The sequence below is a fragment of the Streptomyces sp. NPDC027185 genome (assembly GCF_055567035.1).
The window spans coordinates 184,200-201,499 of sequence record NZ_JBVHRF010000003.1 but is presented as its reverse complement, the minus strand read 5'-3'; the positions used below and the strand labels follow the sequence as shown (position 1 = coordinate 201,499).

Genomic DNA, 17,300 nt, shown 5'->3' with positions numbered 1-17,300 from the left:
GGCTCAGGCTCCGGCGAGCGGGGCGCGCGGCGGACTGGCCAGCGGGGCGGCGAGCGCGGCGAGCTTCTGCTCCAGGCCGTGCAGGTGGAGGAGGGGGCCGTCCCCGGCGGGCGGGGCCGGTGCGGGCACCGGCGCGGTGTGGCGGGCGGTGAGGGCGTCGACGGCGGCCTCGACGCGGCGCCAGGCGTCGGCGAGGCGGGTGTCGTGCGCGGCGCCGGTCCGCTCGGCGGGGGCGAGCGCCGCGAGGGCCGCGACGTCGTGGGCGCAGGCGTCCAGCAGCGCGAGGACCTGGCGGGCGCGGGCCTTGCGGTGGCGGAGCGGGTTGAGGGGGTGGACCAGCGGTGCGAGGGAGAGGCGGACCTTGCCGAGGAGGGCCTCCAGCTCGCCGATGCGTGCGGCCGGGTCCGCGTCGTGGGCGCCGCCGAGGCGGGCGACGGCCTGCGCGGTGCACTCGTGGACGCACCGCACGGCGCGCTGGATCCAGGCGTTGGTGGTGGCGTGGGTGGTGACCGGCAGGACGAGGACGACGGCCACGGCGGTGGCGAGGGCCCCGACGCCGGTCTCGGCGAACCGCAGCCCGAGCAGTCCGGGGTGGAGGACGCCGAGGAGCCCGTAGAGCAGTCCGGCCATGACGGTGACGAAGAACATCATGTACGTGTACGACAGCGGTGCCGTGTAGAAGAGGCCGAAGACGCAGCCGGCGACGAGGACGGCGGTGGGGACGGGCGCGCCGTGCAGCGGGACGGCGAGGAGGAGGGCGGCGGCGATGCCGGTGACGGTGCCCAGGACCCGGCGGAAGCCGCGGACCAGGGTCTCGCCGCACGACGCGGTGTTCACGAAGGCCCACCAGACGGTGGCGACGGCCCAGTACCAGCGGTCGGCGGAGACCGCCTGGCCGACGGCGAGGGCGACGGCGCAGGCCACCGTCGCCTGGACGGCCTGCCGGGTGGTGGCGCGGGCCAGTCCCCGGCCGGGCGGCGGCGCGGCGGGCGCGGGGGCCGGCCGCAGGCGCCGTTCGTAGCACCAGGCGCCGAAGCGGACGGCGGCGGACACGGCGACGGCGAGGAGCACCGCGGCGGTGAGCGGCGGCAGGTGGCCGGGCGCGGCATGCAGGAACTGCGCCATGAAGAACATCATGAACGCGAAGATCCCGAGGGCGTGGCCGCGCGGTCCCCAGCGGCGGGCGTACACCCCGGCGCCGATGACGGCGAGGAAGGCCGCGTCGCGCCAGAGGGGATGCCCGTGCAGCCCCGCCGCGAGCGCCAGGACGGGCAGTCCGGCGACCGGCAGCAGCGCGGTGGTGACGGCCTGGCCGCGCACCGTGGGGTCGGCGACGGTGAAGAGCGCCAGCAGCGCGGCGAGTCCCCCGGCGATGGCCCCGGTGAGGGTGTGGACGGCAAGGCCCGAGGCGGTGGTCGCCAGGCCGATGCCGAGGACCGCCCGGGACGCGGCGCGCAGCCGCAGCCGTCCCGGGTCCGGTACCCACACCTTCCTCATCAGCAGCGTCATCCTCTTCAGCACCGCTTCCTCTCCGTACGCATCGGTGCGCGGCGGGGCCGGCGGCCGCTCCGCGCATGAAAAAGGCGCCGCGGAGTTCCGCAGCGCCATCGACGGAGCCATCTCAGCATCCGCCCGCCCATTGGTTCAACAGTTGCCGGATCTACTGGGCCATTGGTACAGCCCCGAGCGGAATACGCGGCTCCGGAGGGGGCCAACGGCCGGGCCGGGCGCACGGGCGGGCCGGGCGCACGGGCGGGGCGGGCGCACGGGCGGGGCGCTGCCCGTACCGGGCGGGAAACGGGCAGCGCGGGCGGGCGCACGGGCACGGCGGCGGGGCGGCCGCCTCTCCCCCCGCCGCCGACACCTCCTGAACGCGGCGCACCAAAGGCCCGCCACGTACACCGCCGCCGCGGACCGCTTCGCCGCAGGCCGGCCGTGAGGCGCCCGGAATGGGAACGGCCGGGCCGGGCAGAAGGGTTGACGGTCCATCCACACACCATGACGATGCTGCGGGCGAGAGAGCGCTCTCTGGCACTTCATGTGTTCACTGTCTGAATCAGGAGGGCTCCATGCCCACTCCCCCCACACCTGAGCGGCCGTCCGGCCTCCCGCGCCGTGCCGTCCTGGCGTCGATGGCCGCCGCGCTGCCGCTGGCGGGCCTGCCGGCCACCGCCTGCGCCGCCCCGCGCACGGACCCCGCGCGCGCCGCCGGGCCGCTGTCCGGCGGCGGTGACCTCGGCGAGAACGTCATCGTCCTCGACCCGGCCACGCCAGGCATCCAGGGCAAGCTCGACGAGATCTTCCGTAAGCAGGAGAAGGCGCAGTTCGGCACCGGTCGCTACGCGCTGTTCCTCAAGCCGGGCACGTACGACGGGCTCAACGCGCAGCTCGGGTTCTACACCTCGATCGCGGGGCTCGGGCTGTCACCCGACGACACCACCATCAACGGCGATGTCACCGTGGACGCGGGCTGGTTCGACGGCAACGCCACCCAGAACTTCTGGCGCTCGGCGGAGAATCTGGCGCTGAAGCCGGTCAGCGGCACCAACCGGTGGGCGGTCGCGCAGGCGGCGCCGTTCCGGCGGATGCACGTCAAGGGCGGGCTGAACCTCGCGCCGGACGGTGACGGCTGGGCCAGCGGCGGCTACATCGCCGACAGCCGTATCGACGGCACCGTGGAGCCCCGCTCGCAGCAGCAGTGGTACACCCGCGACAGCGCGCTCGGCGGCTGGGAGGGCGCCGTGTGGAACATGGTCTTCTCCGGCGTCGAGGGCTCCCCGGCGCAGACCTTCCCCGACCCGCCGTTCACCACGCTGGAGCACACCCCTCTCTCCCGCGAGAAGCCTTTCCTGTACCTCGACGGCGACGCGTACAAGGTGTTCGTCCCCGAGAAGCGCACCGACGCGCGCGGTACCAGCTGGGGCAACGGCACACCCCGGGGCACCTCTCTGCCGCTGGAGAAGTTCTACGTGGCGAAGCCGGACGCCGACGCGGCGACCCTCAACGCCGCCCTCGACCAGGGGCTCCACCTGCTGCTGACGCCCGGCGTCTACCACCTGGACGAGACCGTCGAGGTCAAGCGCCCCGACACGGTCGTGCTGGGCCTGGGCTACGCCACGCTGATACCGCAGAAGGGGGTGACGGCGCTGAAGGTCGCCGACGTGGACGGGGTGCGGCTCGCCGGCTTCCTGCTCGACGCCGGGCCGGAGAACTCGCCCTCGCTGCTGGAGGTCGGCCCCGAGGGCGCCTCGGCGCGCCACGCGGCGAACCCGACGACGGTGCAGGACGTCTTCGCCCGGGTCGGCGGCGCCGGCCCCGGCAAGGTGACCTGCGCGATCGTGATCAACAGCAACGACACGGTCATCGACCACACCTGGGTGTGGCGCGCCGACCACGGCGAGGGCGTGGGCTGGGACGTCAACCGCGCGGACTACGGCGTCCGCGTCCACGGCGACGACGTACTGGCGACCGGCCTGTTCGTCGAGCACTTCAACAAGTACGACGTGCACTGGCTCGGTGAGCGGGGCCGCACGATCTTCTTCCAGAACGAGAAGGCGTACGACGCGCCGAACCAGGCGGCGGTCCAGGACGGCGACACCAAGGGCTTCGCCGCGTACCTCGTCGACGGCGAGGTCACCGAGCACGAGGGCTGGGGCCTGGGCAGTTACTGCTTCTACAACGTCGATCCGTCGATCCGGCAGGATCACGGCTTCGCCGTCCCCGAGGCGCCGGGCGTCAAACTGCACGGGCTGCTGGTGGTGTCGCTGGGCGGCAAGGGCCAGTACGAGCACGTCGTCAACGCGGTGGGAGGTCCGACGTCGGGCGACACCACCGTGCCGTCGACGGTGGTGTCCTTCCCCTGAGCCGGGCCGGGCGCGCGGCGGGCGGGCCTTCCGGACGGCCGGATGAGCGGGCCGGCGTACCCGGCGCGGTCTCACCACGCCGCTGAGCTGGGGCGTTGATACAGTCCCGGGGTCGGACACCGCCCCTGGAAAGGCCCTGGAACATGGCCGTGGACGCCTTGGACGCGAAGATTCTGGGGCTGCTGCTGGAGGCGCCGCGGACCAGCGTGCGGGAGTACGCGCGGCTGCTGGGCGTGGCCCGCGGGACCGTCCAGGCGCGGCTGGACCGGATGGAGCGCGACGGGGTCATCACCGCGTACGCACCGCGCCTGTCCCCCGCCGCGCTGGACCATCCGGTGCTGGCGTTCGCCCATATCGAGGTGGAGCAGGGGCATCTGGAGGAGGTCGCCGACGCGCTGGCGGAGGTGCCGCAGATCATCGAGGCGTTCTCCACGACCGGCGGCGGCGATCTGCTGGCCCGGGTCGTCGCCCGGGACGCGGAGCATCTGGAGGACGTCATCCAGCGGCTCATCAGCCTGCCGGGCGTGGTCCGCACCCGCACCGAGGTGGCGCTGCGGGAGCGGGTGCCGCACCGGATGCTGCCGCTGGTGCGGGACGTGGGCGGGGCGGACCGGGGGCGGTGAGAGCGGGGACCCGGGCGCCCGTGTCCCCGTGGCCGGTTGCCGCCGGTCGTCACCCCCGGCCGGTCGTCACTTCCGCGCCCGGCTCGGCTGGACGCGCTTGGGTTCGCCCTTCATCTTCGGGTGTTCGGGCGGGTAGGGCAGATCGCCGAGGCCGTGGTCGCGTTCGTCGCGGGCGGCCAGGTCCAGCGCCTCGTCGAGCCGGAACGCCTCGTCGTCCATGGCGGCGTGCAGGTCGCCGAGGGCGGCGAACCGCTCCGGCATGGTGGCGAGGTCGAAGTCCTCGGGGACCGCGTCGGGGACCTCCTCCCAGGTCAGCGGCGCGGAGACCGGTGCGCGGGCGGAGGGGCGCACGGAGTATGCGCTGGCGATGGTGCGGTCCCGGGCGGTCTGGTTGTAGTCCACGAAGATCTTGGCGCCGCGCTCCTCCTTCCACCAGGCGGTGGTGATCCGGTCGGGCGCGCGGCGCTCCAGTTCCCGGGCGACGGCGATGGCGGCGCGCCGCACCTGCGTGAAGTCCCACTCGGCGGCGATCGGCACGAAGACGTGCAGACCGCGGCCGCCGGAGGTCTTGGGCCAGCCGGTCAGGCCCAGGCCGCCGAGGACGTCGCGGAGTTCGAGGGCGGCGCGGACCGCGTCGGCGTAGTCGGTGCCGGGCTGCGGGTCGAGGTCGATACGGAGTTCGTCGGGGTGTTCGGTGTCGGCGCGCCGCACCGGCCAGGGGTGGAAGGTGAGGCAGCCGAGGTTGGCGGCCCACAGCACGGCGGCGGGTTCGGTGGGGCAGATCTCGTCGGCGTGCCGGCCGCTGGGGAAGGCGATCCGGCCGGTGGGGATCCAGTCGGGGAGGTTCTTCGGCGCGCGCTTTTGGAAGAAGGATTCGCCGGTGACGCCGTCCGGGTGACGTTGCAGGGTCGTCGGGCGGTCGCGCAGGGCGCGCAGGATGCCGTCGCCGACGGCGAGGTAGTAGCGGGCGACGTCGCCCTTGGTGAAGCCGCGCTCGGGGAAGAAGACCTTGTCCGGATGGGTCACCCGGACCGTACGGCCGCCCGCGGTCAGCTCCAGTGCGTCTGCCATGGGGCCACGCTAAGGGGACCGCGGCGGGGGCGCCCGGCGGGCGGCCGCCGGGCCTTCGCCGGACAATCCGGTGCATGGACCTCCCGGTGATGCCCCCCGTGAAACCGATGCTCGCCAAGAGCGCCGCGACGATCCCGCCGGGCTTCCTGTACGAGGCGAAGTGGGACGGCTTCCGGGCGATCGTCTTCCGCGACGGCGACGAGATCGAGCTGGGCAGCCGCTCCGGCAAGCCGCTGACCCGCTACTTCCCGGAGGTCGTCGAGGCGCTGCGGACGCAGGTGCCGCACCGCTGCGTCCTGGACGGGGAGATCGTCATCGCCCGGGAGGGGCGGCTGGACTTCGACGCGCTGCTGGAGCGGATCCATCCGGCCGCGTCCCGGGTGCGCCACCTCGCCGAGGTGACCCCGGCGAGCTTCGTGGCGTTCGACGTGCTGGCGCTCGGCGACGCGTCGTTGCTGTCCGAGCCGCAGCTGGCGCGACGCGAGGCGCTGGTCACGGCGTTGCGGGAGGCGGACGCCCCGGTCTTCACGGCGCCCGCCACCGACGATACGGAGCTGGCCCGGGAGTGGTTCGAGCGGTTCGAGGGCGCCGGTCTGGACGGCGTCGTCGCCAAACCGCCGCGGTCGCCGTACCGGCCGGGCGAACGGGTGATGACGAAGGTCAAGCACGAGCGGACCGCCGACTGTGTGGTGGCCGGGCTGCGGCACCACAAGAGCGGACCGGTGGTCGGCTCGCTGCTCCTGGGGCTGTACGACGACGCGGGGCGGCTCCAGCACGTCGGGGTGTGCGCGTCGTTCCCGATGCGGCGGCGTCAGGAGCTGATGGCGGAGCTCACGCCGCTGCTGATGCCGTCGGTGGCCGGGCACCCGTGGGAGGCGTGGACCAGCGAGGAGGCCCAGGCGTCCGGCCGGTTGCCGGGCGGTCCGAGCCGGTGGACCGGCGGCAAGGACCTGTCCTGGCTCCCGCTCCGTCCCGACCGCGTCGTGGAGGTGGCCTACGACCACATGCAGGGCGACCGCTTCCGCCACACCGCGCAGTTCCGCCGCTGGTGCCCGGACCGCACCCCGGAGAGCTGCACCTACGCCCAACTGGCGGAACCGGTGCGGTACGACCTCGCGGAGGTACTGGGGGAGCCGTGAGGCCGCGGGACGACGGCCTTCGGCGGGACGGGCGCGGGCTCCCGGCACACCCGGCCGGTCCCGGCGCGGCTGCGGGCACACGCGGCCGGACGAACGGCCCGGGGCGGCTCCCGGCACACGGAGCGCGTACGGGCCGGGCCCGAGGCGACTCCCCCGCAGGCCCGGCCGATCCCAGGGCGGCTTCCCCGCACCCGCCCGGTCCCGCCGCACGAACGGCCGTCCCGCCGAGCCACCGGCCCGCCCGGCATCGCCCGCGCCCGCGCCCCCACCGCGTCCACGCCCGCCCGGACCTGCCCCGCCCCTATGCTGAGCCGCCATGTTCACCCGTGAAGGCCCCACGTTCCGCGAGTTGGCCGTGCAGGCGCTCTCCTCCGTCGAGCGGGGTTACGACCTGCTGGCCCCCAAGTTCGACCACACGCCGTTCCGTACGCCGCCCGCGGTGCTGGACGCGACGGCGGCGGCGCTGGCGGAGTTCGGCCCCTTCGCGGACGGGCTCGACGTCTGCTGCGGCACCGGTGCGGGGGTGGAGGTGCTGCGGCGGGTGTGCGGGCGGCGCGTGGTCGGGGTGGACCGCAGCGCCGGGATGCTCGCGGTGGGCCGCGCGGCGCTCGGCGACGGTGAGGAAGACGGCGACGGTCCCCGGACGGTGTGGGTGCGTGGTGACGCGCGGGCGCTGCCGTTCGCCCCGGTCTTCGATCTGGCAGTGAGTTTCGGTGCGTTCGGGCACTTCCTGCCGCGGGAATGGCCGGGGCTGTTCGCGCAGGTGCGGAGGGTGCTGCGGCCGGGCGGCCGGTTCGTCTTCCCGATCGTGGCGCCGGCCCGGCCCGGTTCGGCGGCGTACTGGGCGCTGTGGGCGTTCGACGGGGCGATGCGGGTGCGCAACGCGGTGTGGCGGCCGCCGTTCGTCATGTACTACCGGCCGTTCCGGCTGGGTGAGGTCGGCGCGGCGCTGGAGCGGGCCGGTTTCACGGTCGGGCTGCGGGCGCTGCCGGAGCTGGGGACGCGGCCGGACGGTGCGCCGCGGTGCCGGCTGGTGGTGGCGCGCCGGGACTGAGCGCGGCCGCGGGGCGGACGGCCGGGCCGCCCGGACGCCGGTGGCGCCGACGCCCGGCGCCGCCCAGGGGAACCCGTTCTGGTCCAGACCTATTGACGACAGGTCTGGACCACCTTACGTTGTTGGCCGCCGCACAGCCGTACCTGCCCGTCCGGGCCCGCCGCCCGGTCCGCCACCGCGAACCATCGCCCCGCACGGACGAGGAGCCGCCATGTCCGGTCGTCGCACGTCACGCCTGCGCAGAGCAGGTCTGGCCCTGGCCGTCGCCGCGCCACTGCTGACCGCCGCCGTCCCCACCGCCCCGGCCGCCGCCTCCGCCGCGCCGCGGACCACGGCCGACTGCGGGGTGAAGTCCAAGCCCACCGGAAAGGTCCTCCAGGGCTACTGGGAGAACTGGGACGGCGCCGCCAACGGCGTGCACCCGCCGCTCGGCTGGATCCCGATCACCGACTCCCGGATGGCCGCGCACGGCTACAACGTCCTCAACGCCGCCTTCCCCGTGGTCCGCTCGGACGGCACCGCGCTCTGGGAGGACGGGATGGACGCGACGGTGAAGGTGCCGACGCCGGAGGAGATGTGCCAGGCGAAGGCCGACGGCATGACGGTGCTGATGTCGATCGGCGGCGCGACCGCGGGCATCGACCTCAGCTCGGCGGCGGTCGCCGACAAGTTCGTCGCCACGATCGTGCCGATCCTGCAGAAGTACCACTTCGACGGCATCGACATCGACATCGAGACAGGCCTGTCGGGCAGCGGCGACATCAACGAACTCTCGCCCTCACAGGCCAACCTGATCCGCATCATCGACGGCATCCTCGCCAAGATGCCCGACGGCTTCGGCCTGACCATGGCCCCGGAGACGGCGTACGTCACCGGCGGCAGCGTCACCTACGGCTCGATCTGGGGCGCGTACCTGCCCATCGTGAAGAAGTACGCGGACAACGGCCGGCTGTGGTGGCTGAACATGCAGTACTACAACGGCAGCATGTACGGCTGCTCCGGCGACTCGTACGAGGCGGGCACCGTCGAGGGGTTCACCGCGCAGACCGACTGCCTGAACAAGGGCCTGACGGTCCAGGGCACGACGGTCAAGGTGCCCTACGACAAGCAGGTGCCGGGGCTGCCCGCCCAACCGGGCGCCGGAGGAGGTTACCTGGCGCCCGGTCAGGTGTCCCAGGCGTGGCAGCACTACAACAACGGCCTCAAGGGACTGATGACCTGGTCGGTCAACTGGGACGGTTCCAAGGGCTGGACCTTCGGGGACAACGCCGCCTCACTCCAGGGGCGCTGATCCACGGCCCGGCCACGCGGGTCGGCCTCAGTTCACCTTCGGCTTCTTGGCGGCCCAGGCGGTCACGTCGAGCTTGTGGTTGTCGACGAGGTCGTCCAGGGCTATGACGCCGTGGGCGTTGCTGCCGGTCGGGGAGACCTGGAGGTACTTGGCCTCGGCGGCGTTCGCACCGCTGTGGGTCCAGGCCAGGTTGGCGTAGGCGGCCTTGCCCGGCTTGAGGGTGATGGCGCGGGCGCCACCGTCCTTGGAGTAGTAGGTGTTGCCGTGGTGCACGGAGGTCTTGAGGCCCTTGTGGCCCTTGCCCTCCAGCGCCAGGCCCGGGTAGCCCTTGATGACGCAGGTCTTCTTACCGGTGTTCTTGGCCACCAGGTAGACACCCGCGTGGTTCATCCCGCCGGAACCCTCGGGGAGGTTGGCCTTGCCGACCTTCAGGGTGCCGGGGGCGCAGGCGGAGGCCGCGGTGGCGGTCGCGCCGGCCGGGGCCGCCGAGGCGACACCCGCACCCGTGACGGCAGCCACGGCGACAGCGGCCGAGGCGAAGGCCGCGATACGCAGACCACGCATATTCATCAACTCCTGTTGTTTCACGGAACGTTCCGGGAAGAGGGACGGAGCAGTGGTGACATCCGGCGGACCGGCGCCCCGCGCGCTCTCCCTGCGCGTGAGTCTGCTGGGCGTTTCTAAAGATCCACTAACACTCGGCTAACGTCCCCCGTTAACAATCCGGTGGTGCGGTAACGGCGAAGGGCCCGCCCCTGACCTGTGAGTCACGGGCGGGCCCTCACCCCGACCGGTCGACCGCCCCGGACGGTGCGTACCGCGATTACCGCTTGAAGCCGTAGTCCAGCAGCTTCTTGGCGTCCGCCGTACGGTTGGCGACCGACGAGGACGTCAGGACGGTGCCGACGACGGTCTTGCCGCCACGGGTGGCGGCGAAGACGAGGCAGTACTTGGCCTGCGGACCGGAACCGGTCTTGACCCCGATGGCGCCGGAGTAGCTGCTGAGCAGGTTGTTGGTGTTCTGCCACGACATCGTGCGGTAGCCCCCGTTCTTCATGAGGGTGTGCCGCTTCGTCGACTTCGTCCCCACGACCTTGCGGAACGTGGAGTACCGCAGCGCGCTGGTGGCGAGCTTGGACAAGTCGCGCGGGGTCGAGTAGTTCGAACCGTTGCTGATGCCGTCGAACGAGTCGAAGTGCGTGTTCTTCATGCCCAGGCTCCGGGCCGTGGCGTTCATCTTGCCGATGAACGACTTGACCCGGGCGGCGCGGGTGGAGCCGCTGCCGAACTTGTCGGCGAGGGCGTACGCCGCGTCGCAACCGGACGGCAGCAGCAGGCCGTACAGCAGCTGACGGACGGTGGCCTTGTCACCGACGATCAGGCGAGCCGAGGAGGCGTTGTTGCGGACGATGTAGTCGCTGTACGCCTTCTGGATCGTGACCTTGGAGTCGAGGTTCAGCCCCCTCTGGGCCAGCACCACCCGGGCAGTCATGATCTTGGTGGTGGAACCGGTGGAGCGACGGGTGTCGGCGGCCTTGCCGTAGAGCGCCTTGCCCGTGCCGTAGTTCATCACGAAGCCGCCCTTGGCGACGATGGACGGCGCCTTGGGGGCGGCCGCCTGGGCCGGTGCGGCGAACACACCGGCGGACAGGACGGCACCGGCGGTTACGACTGCCGCGCCGGACCGCCGCATACCTTTGATACCAATTTTCAAGATTTGTACTCCAAATACCCTTGCGGGGCGGCCACATGGGAGGACCGCTCACTCCGAGGACACGCGGTAAGACTGTATGGATGCATGTCCTAACGCATTCTTTACCATGTCCGAATTACCGGGGTGCACGGAGGGTGAACGGAATTGCCCGGCCCGGGTACCGGCCGGAGTTCCGCGTGAGCATCACCCGGAAAAGGTGACCACCGGCTTGACGACCGTTCCGTGACGTGCCGCGTCGATCGCCTCGTTGATCTTCTCGACGGGGAACTCCGTGATCAGCCGGTCGAAAGGGAACCGGCCCGCACGGTGCAGCGCGATCAGCCGCGGAATGAATTCATGCGGATCCGCGTCGCCCTCGACGACACCGACCAGAGAGCGGCCGAACAGCAGATGCCCCTGGTTGATGGTGATGTCGTTCTCGGCCCCCTGGAATCCGACGGTGGCGCAGACGCCCGGCGACGCCAGACACTCCAGGGCCTGGCGCAGGACCTCCGGCAGCCCCACGCAGTCGACGGAGTGGTCCGCTCCCCCGCCGGTGAGCCGGATGATCTCCGCGGCACCGTCGGCGGCCACGGGGTCGAGGGCATGGGTGGCGCCCAACTCCAGGGCGAGGGCGCGCCGGTCCGCACGGGGTTCGACGGCGACGATCACGGCGCAGCCGGCGACCTTCGCGGCCATCACCGCCGAAAGGCCGACGGAGCCGGCGCCGAACACGGCGAGGGAGCTGCCGGGCATCGGATCAAGGGTGTTGAGGACCGCGCCCGCGCCGGACTGCACCCCGCAGCCCAGCGGGGCCAGCCGTGCCAGCGGCAGGTCACCGTCGACCCGGATGAGGTTGCGCGGTGAGGTGATGATCTGGCCCGACCAGGACGACTGCCCGAAGAAGTGCCCCTTGAGCGGGGCGCCCCGGTAGCTGTAGGCGGTGCTGCCGTCGGCGCGGGTACCGCCGAAGTTCAACGCCATCACACTGCGGCAGTGGACGTACTGCCCGGCGACGCAGCGGACGCACGCACCGCAGTAGGCGTAGCTGAGGACGACCCGGTCGCCGACCGTCACGCCGGTGACGTCCCGGCCGACCTCCGCCACCACGCCCGCGCCCTCGTGCCCGAGGACGAGCGGCAACTGCCCCTCCTGGGCGGTGGCCATCAGCCCCGTATCGGTGTGGCAGACGCCGGAGGCGGCCACCTTCACCCGGACCTCGTCCGCCCGGGGCGGCGCCACGTCGATGGTCTCGACGGAGAGCGGCGCGCCGGTGGAACGCAGGACGGCGGCGACGGACTTGGGCATCGGACAGCTCCTCGGGTCTCACGGACGTGACGGCCGGTGGCGTCGCACACGGCCGCGGCGGCGGGTGTCGTGTGCGGAAACGGCGTACGCGGGCGCGCCCCCGCGGACGGCGCGAGCACCGTGCGCCCAACGGCCGTCACCATGAGTAACACGTCAACCCCTGTCGGTCCAGGCCGTGTTCGGACGTCGGACACCGGCGCGGCGCGGCTCCGCGCGCCCCCGTACGACGGCTCGCTCCGGTCGCGCGCCGGCGGGAGACCGTCGCGGTGTGTTCACCCGGACGACCGGCCCTGTGCGGCGGGAGAACCGCATGCCATGCTGAGGCATCCGCAGGTCAGGGCAGAGGTGGGGAGAGCGTGAGCGCAGGGATACGGCGGGGTGCGAGCGGGCTGTGGGACCGATTCGCGGCATCCGACCCCGGGCTGCTGCGGCTGATGGCGGGGCTGCGCACGGTCGCGGCCATCGCCTTGACCCTCGTGGTGCTGACCGCGCTCGGCACCGATATGACGCACACCGTCGCGGGGGCGATGACGGCGATGGTCGCGACCTTCGCCATCAAGGAAAAGCAGGTCCGCGATCAGGCGGTGACGCTGGCGCTGGGGCTGCCCGTGGCGCTGGCGGCGGTGGCGCTCAGCACTCTCCTCAACTCCCGCATCATCGCGGGTGACGTCTTCTTCATCCTGTTGATCTTCGGCGCGGTCTACTGCCGGCGTTTCGGCGACCGCGGCACCGCGCTGGGGCTCATCGGCTTCCAGATCTACTTCGTCTCGCTCTTCGTCGGCTCGTCGGTCGAGGGGCTGCCGATGCTCTGTCTGACGCTGGTCCTCGCCTTCGCGTGCAGCGCCGGCGTCCGGTTCGCCGTCGTCCCCGAGACCCCGCAGCGCATCCTGCGGCGGCTGCGCGACGCGTTCCGGGCCCGGCTGGCACAGCTGGTGACCAGCCAGATCGAGCTGCTGGACGCCGGACCCGAGGAGTTGGACGGGGTCGTCGCCGATCTGCGCGAGCGCACCGCCCGGCTGCACGAGGCCGCCCTGATGATCCAGGACCGGCTGGAGGAGGGCACCCGGGACACCGCCACCGCGGCGCTGCTGGAGCGGCGTATCGCGGACGCCGAGATCGCCACCGAGCGGCTGGGCGTGCTGCTGCTCAACGCCCGCAGCGCCGAGCGCGCCAACACCCTGACGCTGCACCTGCCCGACGCGACGGTGACGGCGTCGGGGCCCAACCTCATCGCCGCGGACGCCAAGGTCACCGCGACCCTCCGCCGCGATCTGAACGCCCTGCACCACCTCGTCTCCCGGCCCGCCTCCGCCGACCGGGGCACCGCCGTCGCCCATGTCCGCAACCGGCTGCTGGGCTACCGCGACGAGGAGAAGCTGCCGCGCGCCTCGACCGCCGTCCAGGACGTCTTCCGCGGTCTGGGTGAGGTCGCCCGTGCCGTCATGGGTCTGCGGCTGGCGCTCGACGGGCCGCAGGACGAGTCCAACGACTCCCCGGCGACGACCCGTTCCCGTGAGGAGTTCGACGCGGAGGACGTGGCGCTCGCCGGCGTCGAGGAGGAGCCGGAGGAGGACCGGACGGGGTTGCAGCGGCCCACCACCCGCGCTGCGTTCCAGGTGGCGGTCGGCTCGGTGCTGGCCATCATCGGCGGGGAGTTCCTCTCCACCCAGCGCTGGTACTGGGCGGTGCTGACCTGCTGGGTGGTCTTCCTCAACACCGCGTCCACCGGCGAGATCCTGGTGAAGGGCTACCGCCGGGTGGTCGGCACCGTCCTCGGCGTCGTCGCCGGTGTGGCGCTGGCCGGTCTGGTCGGCGGCCACACCTGGATCGCGTTCGCCCTCGTCCTGCTCTTCATCTTCGCGATGTTCTTCACCGCTCCCCTGTCGTACGCGCTGATGTCGTTCTTCGTCACGGCGATGCTGGGGATGCTCTACACGCTGCTGAACACCTACAGCCTCGACGTGCTGGTGCTGCGCATCGAGGAGACGGCGCTGGGGGCGGTCTGCGGGATCATCGCCGCGATGGTGGTGCTGCCGGTGCACACCGACAGCCGGACCGACGAACTGCTGGGCACCGTCCTGGACCGGCTCGGTGACGTGGTGTCGGCGGCGGTGGAGCAGCTCTGCGGTGGCCCGGCGTCCGATCTGCTGGGCCGGGCGCGGGATCTGGACACCGCGCTGGACGAGCTGCGGGCGTCCACCAAACCGCTGACGCATCCGATCACCCCGCTGCGCGGGCGGCGCCGTACCGCGCGCTATCTGGTGGCGCTGCTGGAGACGTCCGCGTTCCACGCCCGGTCGCTGGCGGCCACCGCGGAGCTGGTGCCGGACAGCCGGAACGTCGCCGCCGATCCGCGGCTGGGCCGGGCCGGGCAGCGGATCGCCCGCAACATCGAGGTGGTCGCCGCCCATGTCCGTGACGAGCCGACCGGGGCGAAGGTCGGCGCCGGCGCCAGCATCGCCGCGATCTTGAAGGAGGAGGGCAGCCGCACCCCGCCGACCGGTTCGGTCGCCTCCCGCGTGCTGCGCCACCTCCAGCGCGTCGACGAGGGCGTGGTGGGTCTCGCCCGTCCCCTGGGCGTCCCGGTCGACGACGGCACGGAGCCGCAGCCGGGCGGGTTGCGGGACTGAGGGAGGTACGGGCGCGGGCCCGGCCGGGGCACTCCTGCTCCGGCCGGGCCCGCTGCGCCACGCCGACCGGACGCTTTCCGTACGGCTACGGCCACCTCTACGGCTACGGCTTGCGGCGGGGCGCGCCGCGGCGGGTGCTCCTCGCACCGCCGGAGCGGGCGGTGCGGCCCTTGGCGGCGCCGCGGCCGGTGGTGCCGCTCCTGCGGGCGGAGCCGTTCTGCCCCTTGGCTGCGGCGCGGCCCTTGTCCGACCGGTCCTCGGCCGGGCGGGCGGCGGGGCGGCCGCGGGTGCTGTTGACGGTGCGGCCGCGGACGATGCCGATGAGGTCCTCGACCAGTTCGGCCGGTTCGTCCTTGGGCCAGGACAGGGCGACGCGGGAGACCGGGGCGTCGGTGAGCGGCCGGTAGGTGAGGTCGCGGCGGTGGTGGAGGCGGGCGAGGGACTGCGGGACGGCGAGCAGCCCGATCCCGGCGGCGACCAGCTCGATCGCGTCCGCGGTGGTCTCCGGGCGGGTGAAGGCCGCCTCACCGGGCGGGGTCTCCCAGCCGAGGGTGTCGTCGAGCGGGTGCAACACCGTCTCGTCGGCCAGATCGGCCGTGGTGACCTCCTCGGCGGCGGTGATCAGGTGGTCCTTGGGGACCACGACGACAGTCGTCTCGGTGTAGAGCGGGATGGCGTGGAGGTCGTCGCCGTCGACCGGCAGCCGGACGAAGCCCGCCTCCGCCGCGCGGGCGCGCAGCGTCGCGTGGGCGTCGGCGGCGGGTACCGGTACGAGGGTGAGGGGGACGTCCGGCAGCCGCTCCTGCCAGATCCGCACCCATTTGCCGGGGATCACGCCGGGGACGTACGCGAGGCGGAACGACGGGGTTACTTCCGAGCCTGTCACGCCGCCAGGGTATCCGGTCGTGGTCGGCGGCCCGCCCGGCGCTCGATACCCTTGACCTCATGAAGTCCCAGCAGACCACCCAGACCATGAAGCCCGCGACGGCGGCCAAGAAGCTGGGCGTGTACCTCCAGGCCACGCCCGCCGCGTTCCAGGAGGGCGTGGTGACCCGCGCGGAGCTGAACGCGCTCCAGGCCGAGCCGCCGCAGTGGCTGGCGGAGCTGCGCCGCAACGGCCCGCACCCGCGCCCGGTGGTGGCGGCGAAGCTCGGCGTCTCCATCGCGGGGCTCGCCCGGGGCGGCGTCACCGAGCCGCTGACCACCGAGCAGATCGAGGCGCTGAAGCAGGAGCAGCCCGAGTGGCTGGTCCGTGAGCGCGCCACCCAGGCCGAGGTGCGCAAGGAGGCCGTGCGCATCAAGGAGAAGCAGGCGGCGGAGCGCGCGAAGCAGGAAGCCAAGGACGCGCGGTCCTGACCTGACGAAGGGGGCCTTTCCGTGGTCCGCCGGTCCGGCGGAGGGCGGAAAGGCCCCTTCGTCATACCGCCCGGCTCTCCCCCGGTCCGGCGGCGTGGCCGCTCACGGCGGGCCGCGGCCAGCGGATGCGGGTCGCGCACACCGCCACCACCAGCGCCGACGCGGCGACGGCGGACATTCCCCAGACCAGTCCGGCGGCGCCCGCGAGGAAGCCGATCAGCGGGGGTCCGGCGAGCAGCCCTGTGGTGCCCATGGCGGCGACGAGGGTGAGGGCGTCGGAGCCCTGCCGCGCGGCGGCGACGTAGACGCACGGGGTGACGGCGGCGACGCCGAGGCCGACGCAGGCGAAGCCGAGCAGCGCCGGGGCCACGCCGCCGCTCAGCAGGGCCAGGGCGAGCCCGGCGCCCGCGAGGGTGGCCCCGGCCCGGACGACGCGGCCGTCACCGAAGCGGCTGCGCCAGCCGTCGGCGAAGAGCCGGGCCACCACCATCATTCCGGCGACGACGGCGATGCCCAGCGGCGCGACCTGCGTCGAGGCGTGGGTCACGTCCGTCAGGTACAGCGCGGACCAGTCGTTCATGGCGCCCTCGGTGATGGTGCCGAACACCATCGCGCAGCACATCCACAGCGTCATCACGGCCGGCAGCCGCCAGGCGCGGCGGGGCCGCTCCGCCTTCTCGGTGCCGCCGTCCGCCGCGGGTGGCTCCTCCCGCAGCAGCCGCGGCGCCGCGAAGGCGACCAGCACCAGCAGCAGGACGGCGGCGACGGTGAAGTGCGCGGCCACCGACGGGGTGAGGGCGTGGGTGGCGGAGGCGAGCAGGGCGGCGGCCAGGGAGCCGCCGCTGAAGACGGCGTGCAGCCGGGCCATGGCGGTCCGCTCGTACGCGGCTTCCAGCGCGGCGCCCTGCGCGTTCATCGCCACGTTCAGACAGCCCACCAGGACGCCGTCGACGCACATCACCGCAAGGGCGGCCGGGTAGGTCGGCGCGGCGGCCAGGGCGAGGAGGGCGAGGGCCAGGCCGAGGGCCGCCAGCGGCGCCAGCCGGTAGGAGCCCAGGCGCCGCATCAACGCCGCGACCAGCGGGAACGACACCGCGGCGCCCACTCCGGCGGCCATCAGCAGCAGTCCGACCTCGGCGGCGTTCAGCCCGAGGTCGGTCTTGAGCTGCGGCAGCCGCGCGGTCCAGGTGGCGTACTGGAAGCCCAGGCAGCTGAAGAGGGTGGCGATGGCGCACAGGGCGCGGCGGAACGGGTCGTCGAGTCGGAACACGC

The 17,300-nt window shown here is 73.1% G+C and carries 14 protein-coding genes; 7 read left to right on the top strand and 7 right to left on the bottom strand.

Going from position 1 to position 17,300, the window contains the following annotated elements; genetic code table 11:
* Positions 1 to 3 precede the first annotated feature (3 nt).
* Entirely contained in the window at positions 4 to 1,509 is a 1,506-nt protein-coding gene (locus tag ACZ4M8_RS11255; RefSeq protein ID WP_467606525.1) for an FUSC family protein, read from the bottom strand.
* Between the two features lie 560 nt (positions 1,510 to 2,069).
* On the opposite strand from ACZ4M8_RS11255, the gene ACZ4M8_RS11250 reads away from it, so the two are divergent.
* On the top strand, positions 2,070 to 3,863 hold the full coding sequence (locus ACZ4M8_RS11250) for a coagulation factor 5/8 type domain-containing protein (protein ID WP_467605671.1): 1,794 nt from the start codon (positions 2,070 to 2,072) through the stop codon (positions 3,861 to 3,863).
* 143 nt (positions 3,864 to 4,006) lie between these two features.
* The gene (locus ACZ4M8_RS11245) at positions 4,007 to 4,486 is read left to right on the top strand and encodes an Lrp/AsnC family transcriptional regulator (RefSeq protein WP_467605668.1); all 480 of its coding nucleotides are present in this window, start codon (positions 4,007 to 4,009) and stop codon (positions 4,484 to 4,486) included.
* Positions 4,487 to 4,552: 66 nt separating this feature from the next.
* On the opposite strand, the gene ligD is transcribed toward ACZ4M8_RS11245, so the two are convergent.
* Positions 4,553 to 5,557, bottom strand: coding sequence for a non-homologous end-joining DNA ligase (gene ligD, locus ACZ4M8_RS11240; RefSeq protein WP_467605666.1), 1,005 nt, complete (start codon positions 5,555 to 5,557; stop codon positions 4,553 to 4,555).
* Positions 5,558 to 5,631: 74 nt separating this feature from the next.
* Here ligD and ACZ4M8_RS11235 point away from each other — a divergent pair, with 74 nt between their 5' ends.
* The 3 genes from ACZ4M8_RS11235 to ACZ4M8_RS11225 all read left to right on the top strand — a co-directional run bounded on the left by ACZ4M8_RS11235 (position 5,632) and on the right by ACZ4M8_RS11225 (position 9,041).
* On the top strand, positions 5,632 to 6,696 hold the full coding sequence (locus ACZ4M8_RS11235) for an ATP-dependent DNA ligase (RefSeq protein WP_467605663.1): 1,065 nt from the start codon (positions 5,632 to 5,634) through the stop codon (positions 6,694 to 6,696).
* Positions 6,697 to 7,012: 316 nt separating this feature from the next.
* Positions 7,013 to 7,750 (top strand): class I SAM-dependent methyltransferase, encoded by a 738-nt coding sequence (locus ACZ4M8_RS11230; protein WP_467605662.1) that lies wholly within the window; start codon positions 7,013 to 7,015, stop codon positions 7,748 to 7,750.
* A 211-nt stretch (positions 7,751 to 7,961) separates the two neighbouring features.
* Complete coding sequence (locus ACZ4M8_RS11225) at positions 7,962 to 9,041, top strand: chitinase (RefSeq protein ID WP_467605660.1); 1,080 nt, start codon at positions 7,962 to 7,964, stop codon at positions 9,039 to 9,041.
* Between the two features lie 27 nt (positions 9,042 to 9,068).
* On the opposite strand, the gene ACZ4M8_RS11220 is transcribed toward ACZ4M8_RS11225, so the two are convergent.
* From ACZ4M8_RS11220 to ACZ4M8_RS11210, 3 genes are all read right to left on the bottom strand, one after another.
* Entirely contained in the window at positions 9,069 to 9,605 is a 537-nt protein-coding gene (locus ACZ4M8_RS11220) for a DUF4232 domain-containing protein (RefSeq protein WP_467605658.1), read from the bottom strand.
* A 259-nt stretch (positions 9,606 to 9,864) separates the two neighbouring features.
* Positions 9,865 to 10,734 carry a D-alanyl-D-alanine carboxypeptidase family protein gene (locus ACZ4M8_RS11215; protein ID WP_467605655.1) on the bottom strand — a complete coding sequence of 290 codons (870 nt, stop codon included), beginning with the start codon at positions 10,732 to 10,734 and terminating at the stop codon, positions 9,865 to 9,867.
* Positions 10,735 to 10,938: 204 nt separating this feature from the next.
* Complete coding sequence (locus ACZ4M8_RS11210) at positions 10,939 to 12,042, bottom strand: NAD(P)-dependent alcohol dehydrogenase (protein ID WP_467605653.1); 1,104 nt, start codon at positions 12,040 to 12,042, stop codon at positions 10,939 to 10,941.
* Between the two features lie 434 nt (positions 12,043 to 12,476).
* On the opposite strand from ACZ4M8_RS11210, the gene ACZ4M8_RS11205 reads away from it, so the two are divergent.
* Positions 12,477 to 14,672, top strand: coding sequence for an FUSC family protein (locus ACZ4M8_RS11205; protein WP_467606523.1), 2,196 nt, complete (start codon positions 12,477 to 12,479; stop codon positions 14,670 to 14,672).
* Positions 14,673 to 14,775: 103 nt separating this feature from the next.
* Here ACZ4M8_RS11205 and ACZ4M8_RS11200 read toward each other — a convergent pair whose 3' ends face one another.
* On the bottom strand, positions 14,776 to 15,558 hold the full coding sequence (locus ACZ4M8_RS11200) for a LysR family substrate-binding domain-containing protein (protein WP_467605651.1): 783 nt from the start codon (positions 15,556 to 15,558) through the stop codon (positions 14,776 to 14,778).
* Between the two features lie 59 nt (positions 15,559 to 15,617).
* Here ACZ4M8_RS11200 and ACZ4M8_RS11195 point away from each other — a divergent pair, with 59 nt between their 5' ends.
* Positions 15,618 to 16,028 (top strand): DUF5997 family protein, encoded by a 411-nt coding sequence (locus tag ACZ4M8_RS11195; protein ID WP_467605649.1) that lies wholly within the window; start codon positions 15,618 to 15,620, stop codon positions 16,026 to 16,028.
* 61 nt (positions 16,029 to 16,089) lie between these two features.
* Here ACZ4M8_RS11195 and ACZ4M8_RS11190 read toward each other — a convergent pair whose 3' ends face one another.
* On the bottom strand, positions 16,090 to 17,298 hold the full coding sequence (locus ACZ4M8_RS11190) for an MFS transporter (protein WP_467605648.1): 1,209 nt from the start codon (positions 17,296 to 17,298) through the stop codon (positions 16,090 to 16,092).
* Between the last annotated feature and the right edge of the window lie 2 nt (positions 17,299 to 17,300).

Bases quoted from the DNA above. Each gene is read 5' to 3' on its own strand.
- ACZ4M8_RS11255 (WP_467606525.1), bottom strand. From the start codon at position 1,509: ATGACGCTGCTGATGAGGAAGGTGTGGGTACCGGACCCGGGACGGCTG.
- ACZ4M8_RS11250 (WP_467605671.1), top strand. From the start codon at position 2,070: ATGCCCACTCCCCCCACACCTGAGCGGCCGTCCGGCCTCCCGCGCCGT.
- ACZ4M8_RS11245 (WP_467605668.1), top strand. From the start codon at position 4,007: ATGGCCGTGGACGCCTTGGACGCGAAGATTCTGGGGCTGCTGCTGGAG.
- ligD (WP_467605666.1), bottom strand. From the start codon at position 5,557: ATGGCAGACGCACTGGAGCTGACCGCGGGCGGCCGTACGGTCCGGGTG.
- ACZ4M8_RS11235 (WP_467605663.1), top strand. From the start codon at position 5,632: ATGGACCTCCCGGTGATGCCCCCCGTGAAACCGATGCTCGCCAAGAGC.
- ACZ4M8_RS11230 (WP_467605662.1), top strand. From the start codon at position 7,013: ATGTTCACCCGTGAAGGCCCCACGTTCCGCGAGTTGGCCGTGCAGGCG.
- ACZ4M8_RS11225 (WP_467605660.1), top strand. From the start codon at position 7,962: ATGTCCGGTCGTCGCACGTCACGCCTGCGCAGAGCAGGTCTGGCCCTG.
- ACZ4M8_RS11220 (WP_467605658.1), bottom strand. From the start codon at position 9,605: ATGCGTGGTCTGCGTATCGCGGCCTTCGCCTCGGCCGCTGTCGCCGTG.
- ACZ4M8_RS11215 (WP_467605655.1), bottom strand. From the start codon at position 10,734: ATGCGGCGGTCCGGCGCGGCAGTCGTAACCGCCGGTGCCGTCCTGTCC.
- ACZ4M8_RS11210 (WP_467605653.1), bottom strand. From the start codon at position 12,042: ATGCCCAAGTCCGTCGCCGCCGTCCTGCGTTCCACCGGCGCGCCGCTC.
- ACZ4M8_RS11205 (WP_467606523.1), top strand. From the start codon at position 12,477: ATGGCGGGGCTGCGCACGGTCGCGGCCATCGCCTTGACCCTCGTGGTG.
- ACZ4M8_RS11195 (WP_467605649.1), top strand. From the start codon at position 15,618: ATGAAGTCCCAGCAGACCACCCAGACCATGAAGCCCGCGACGGCGGCC.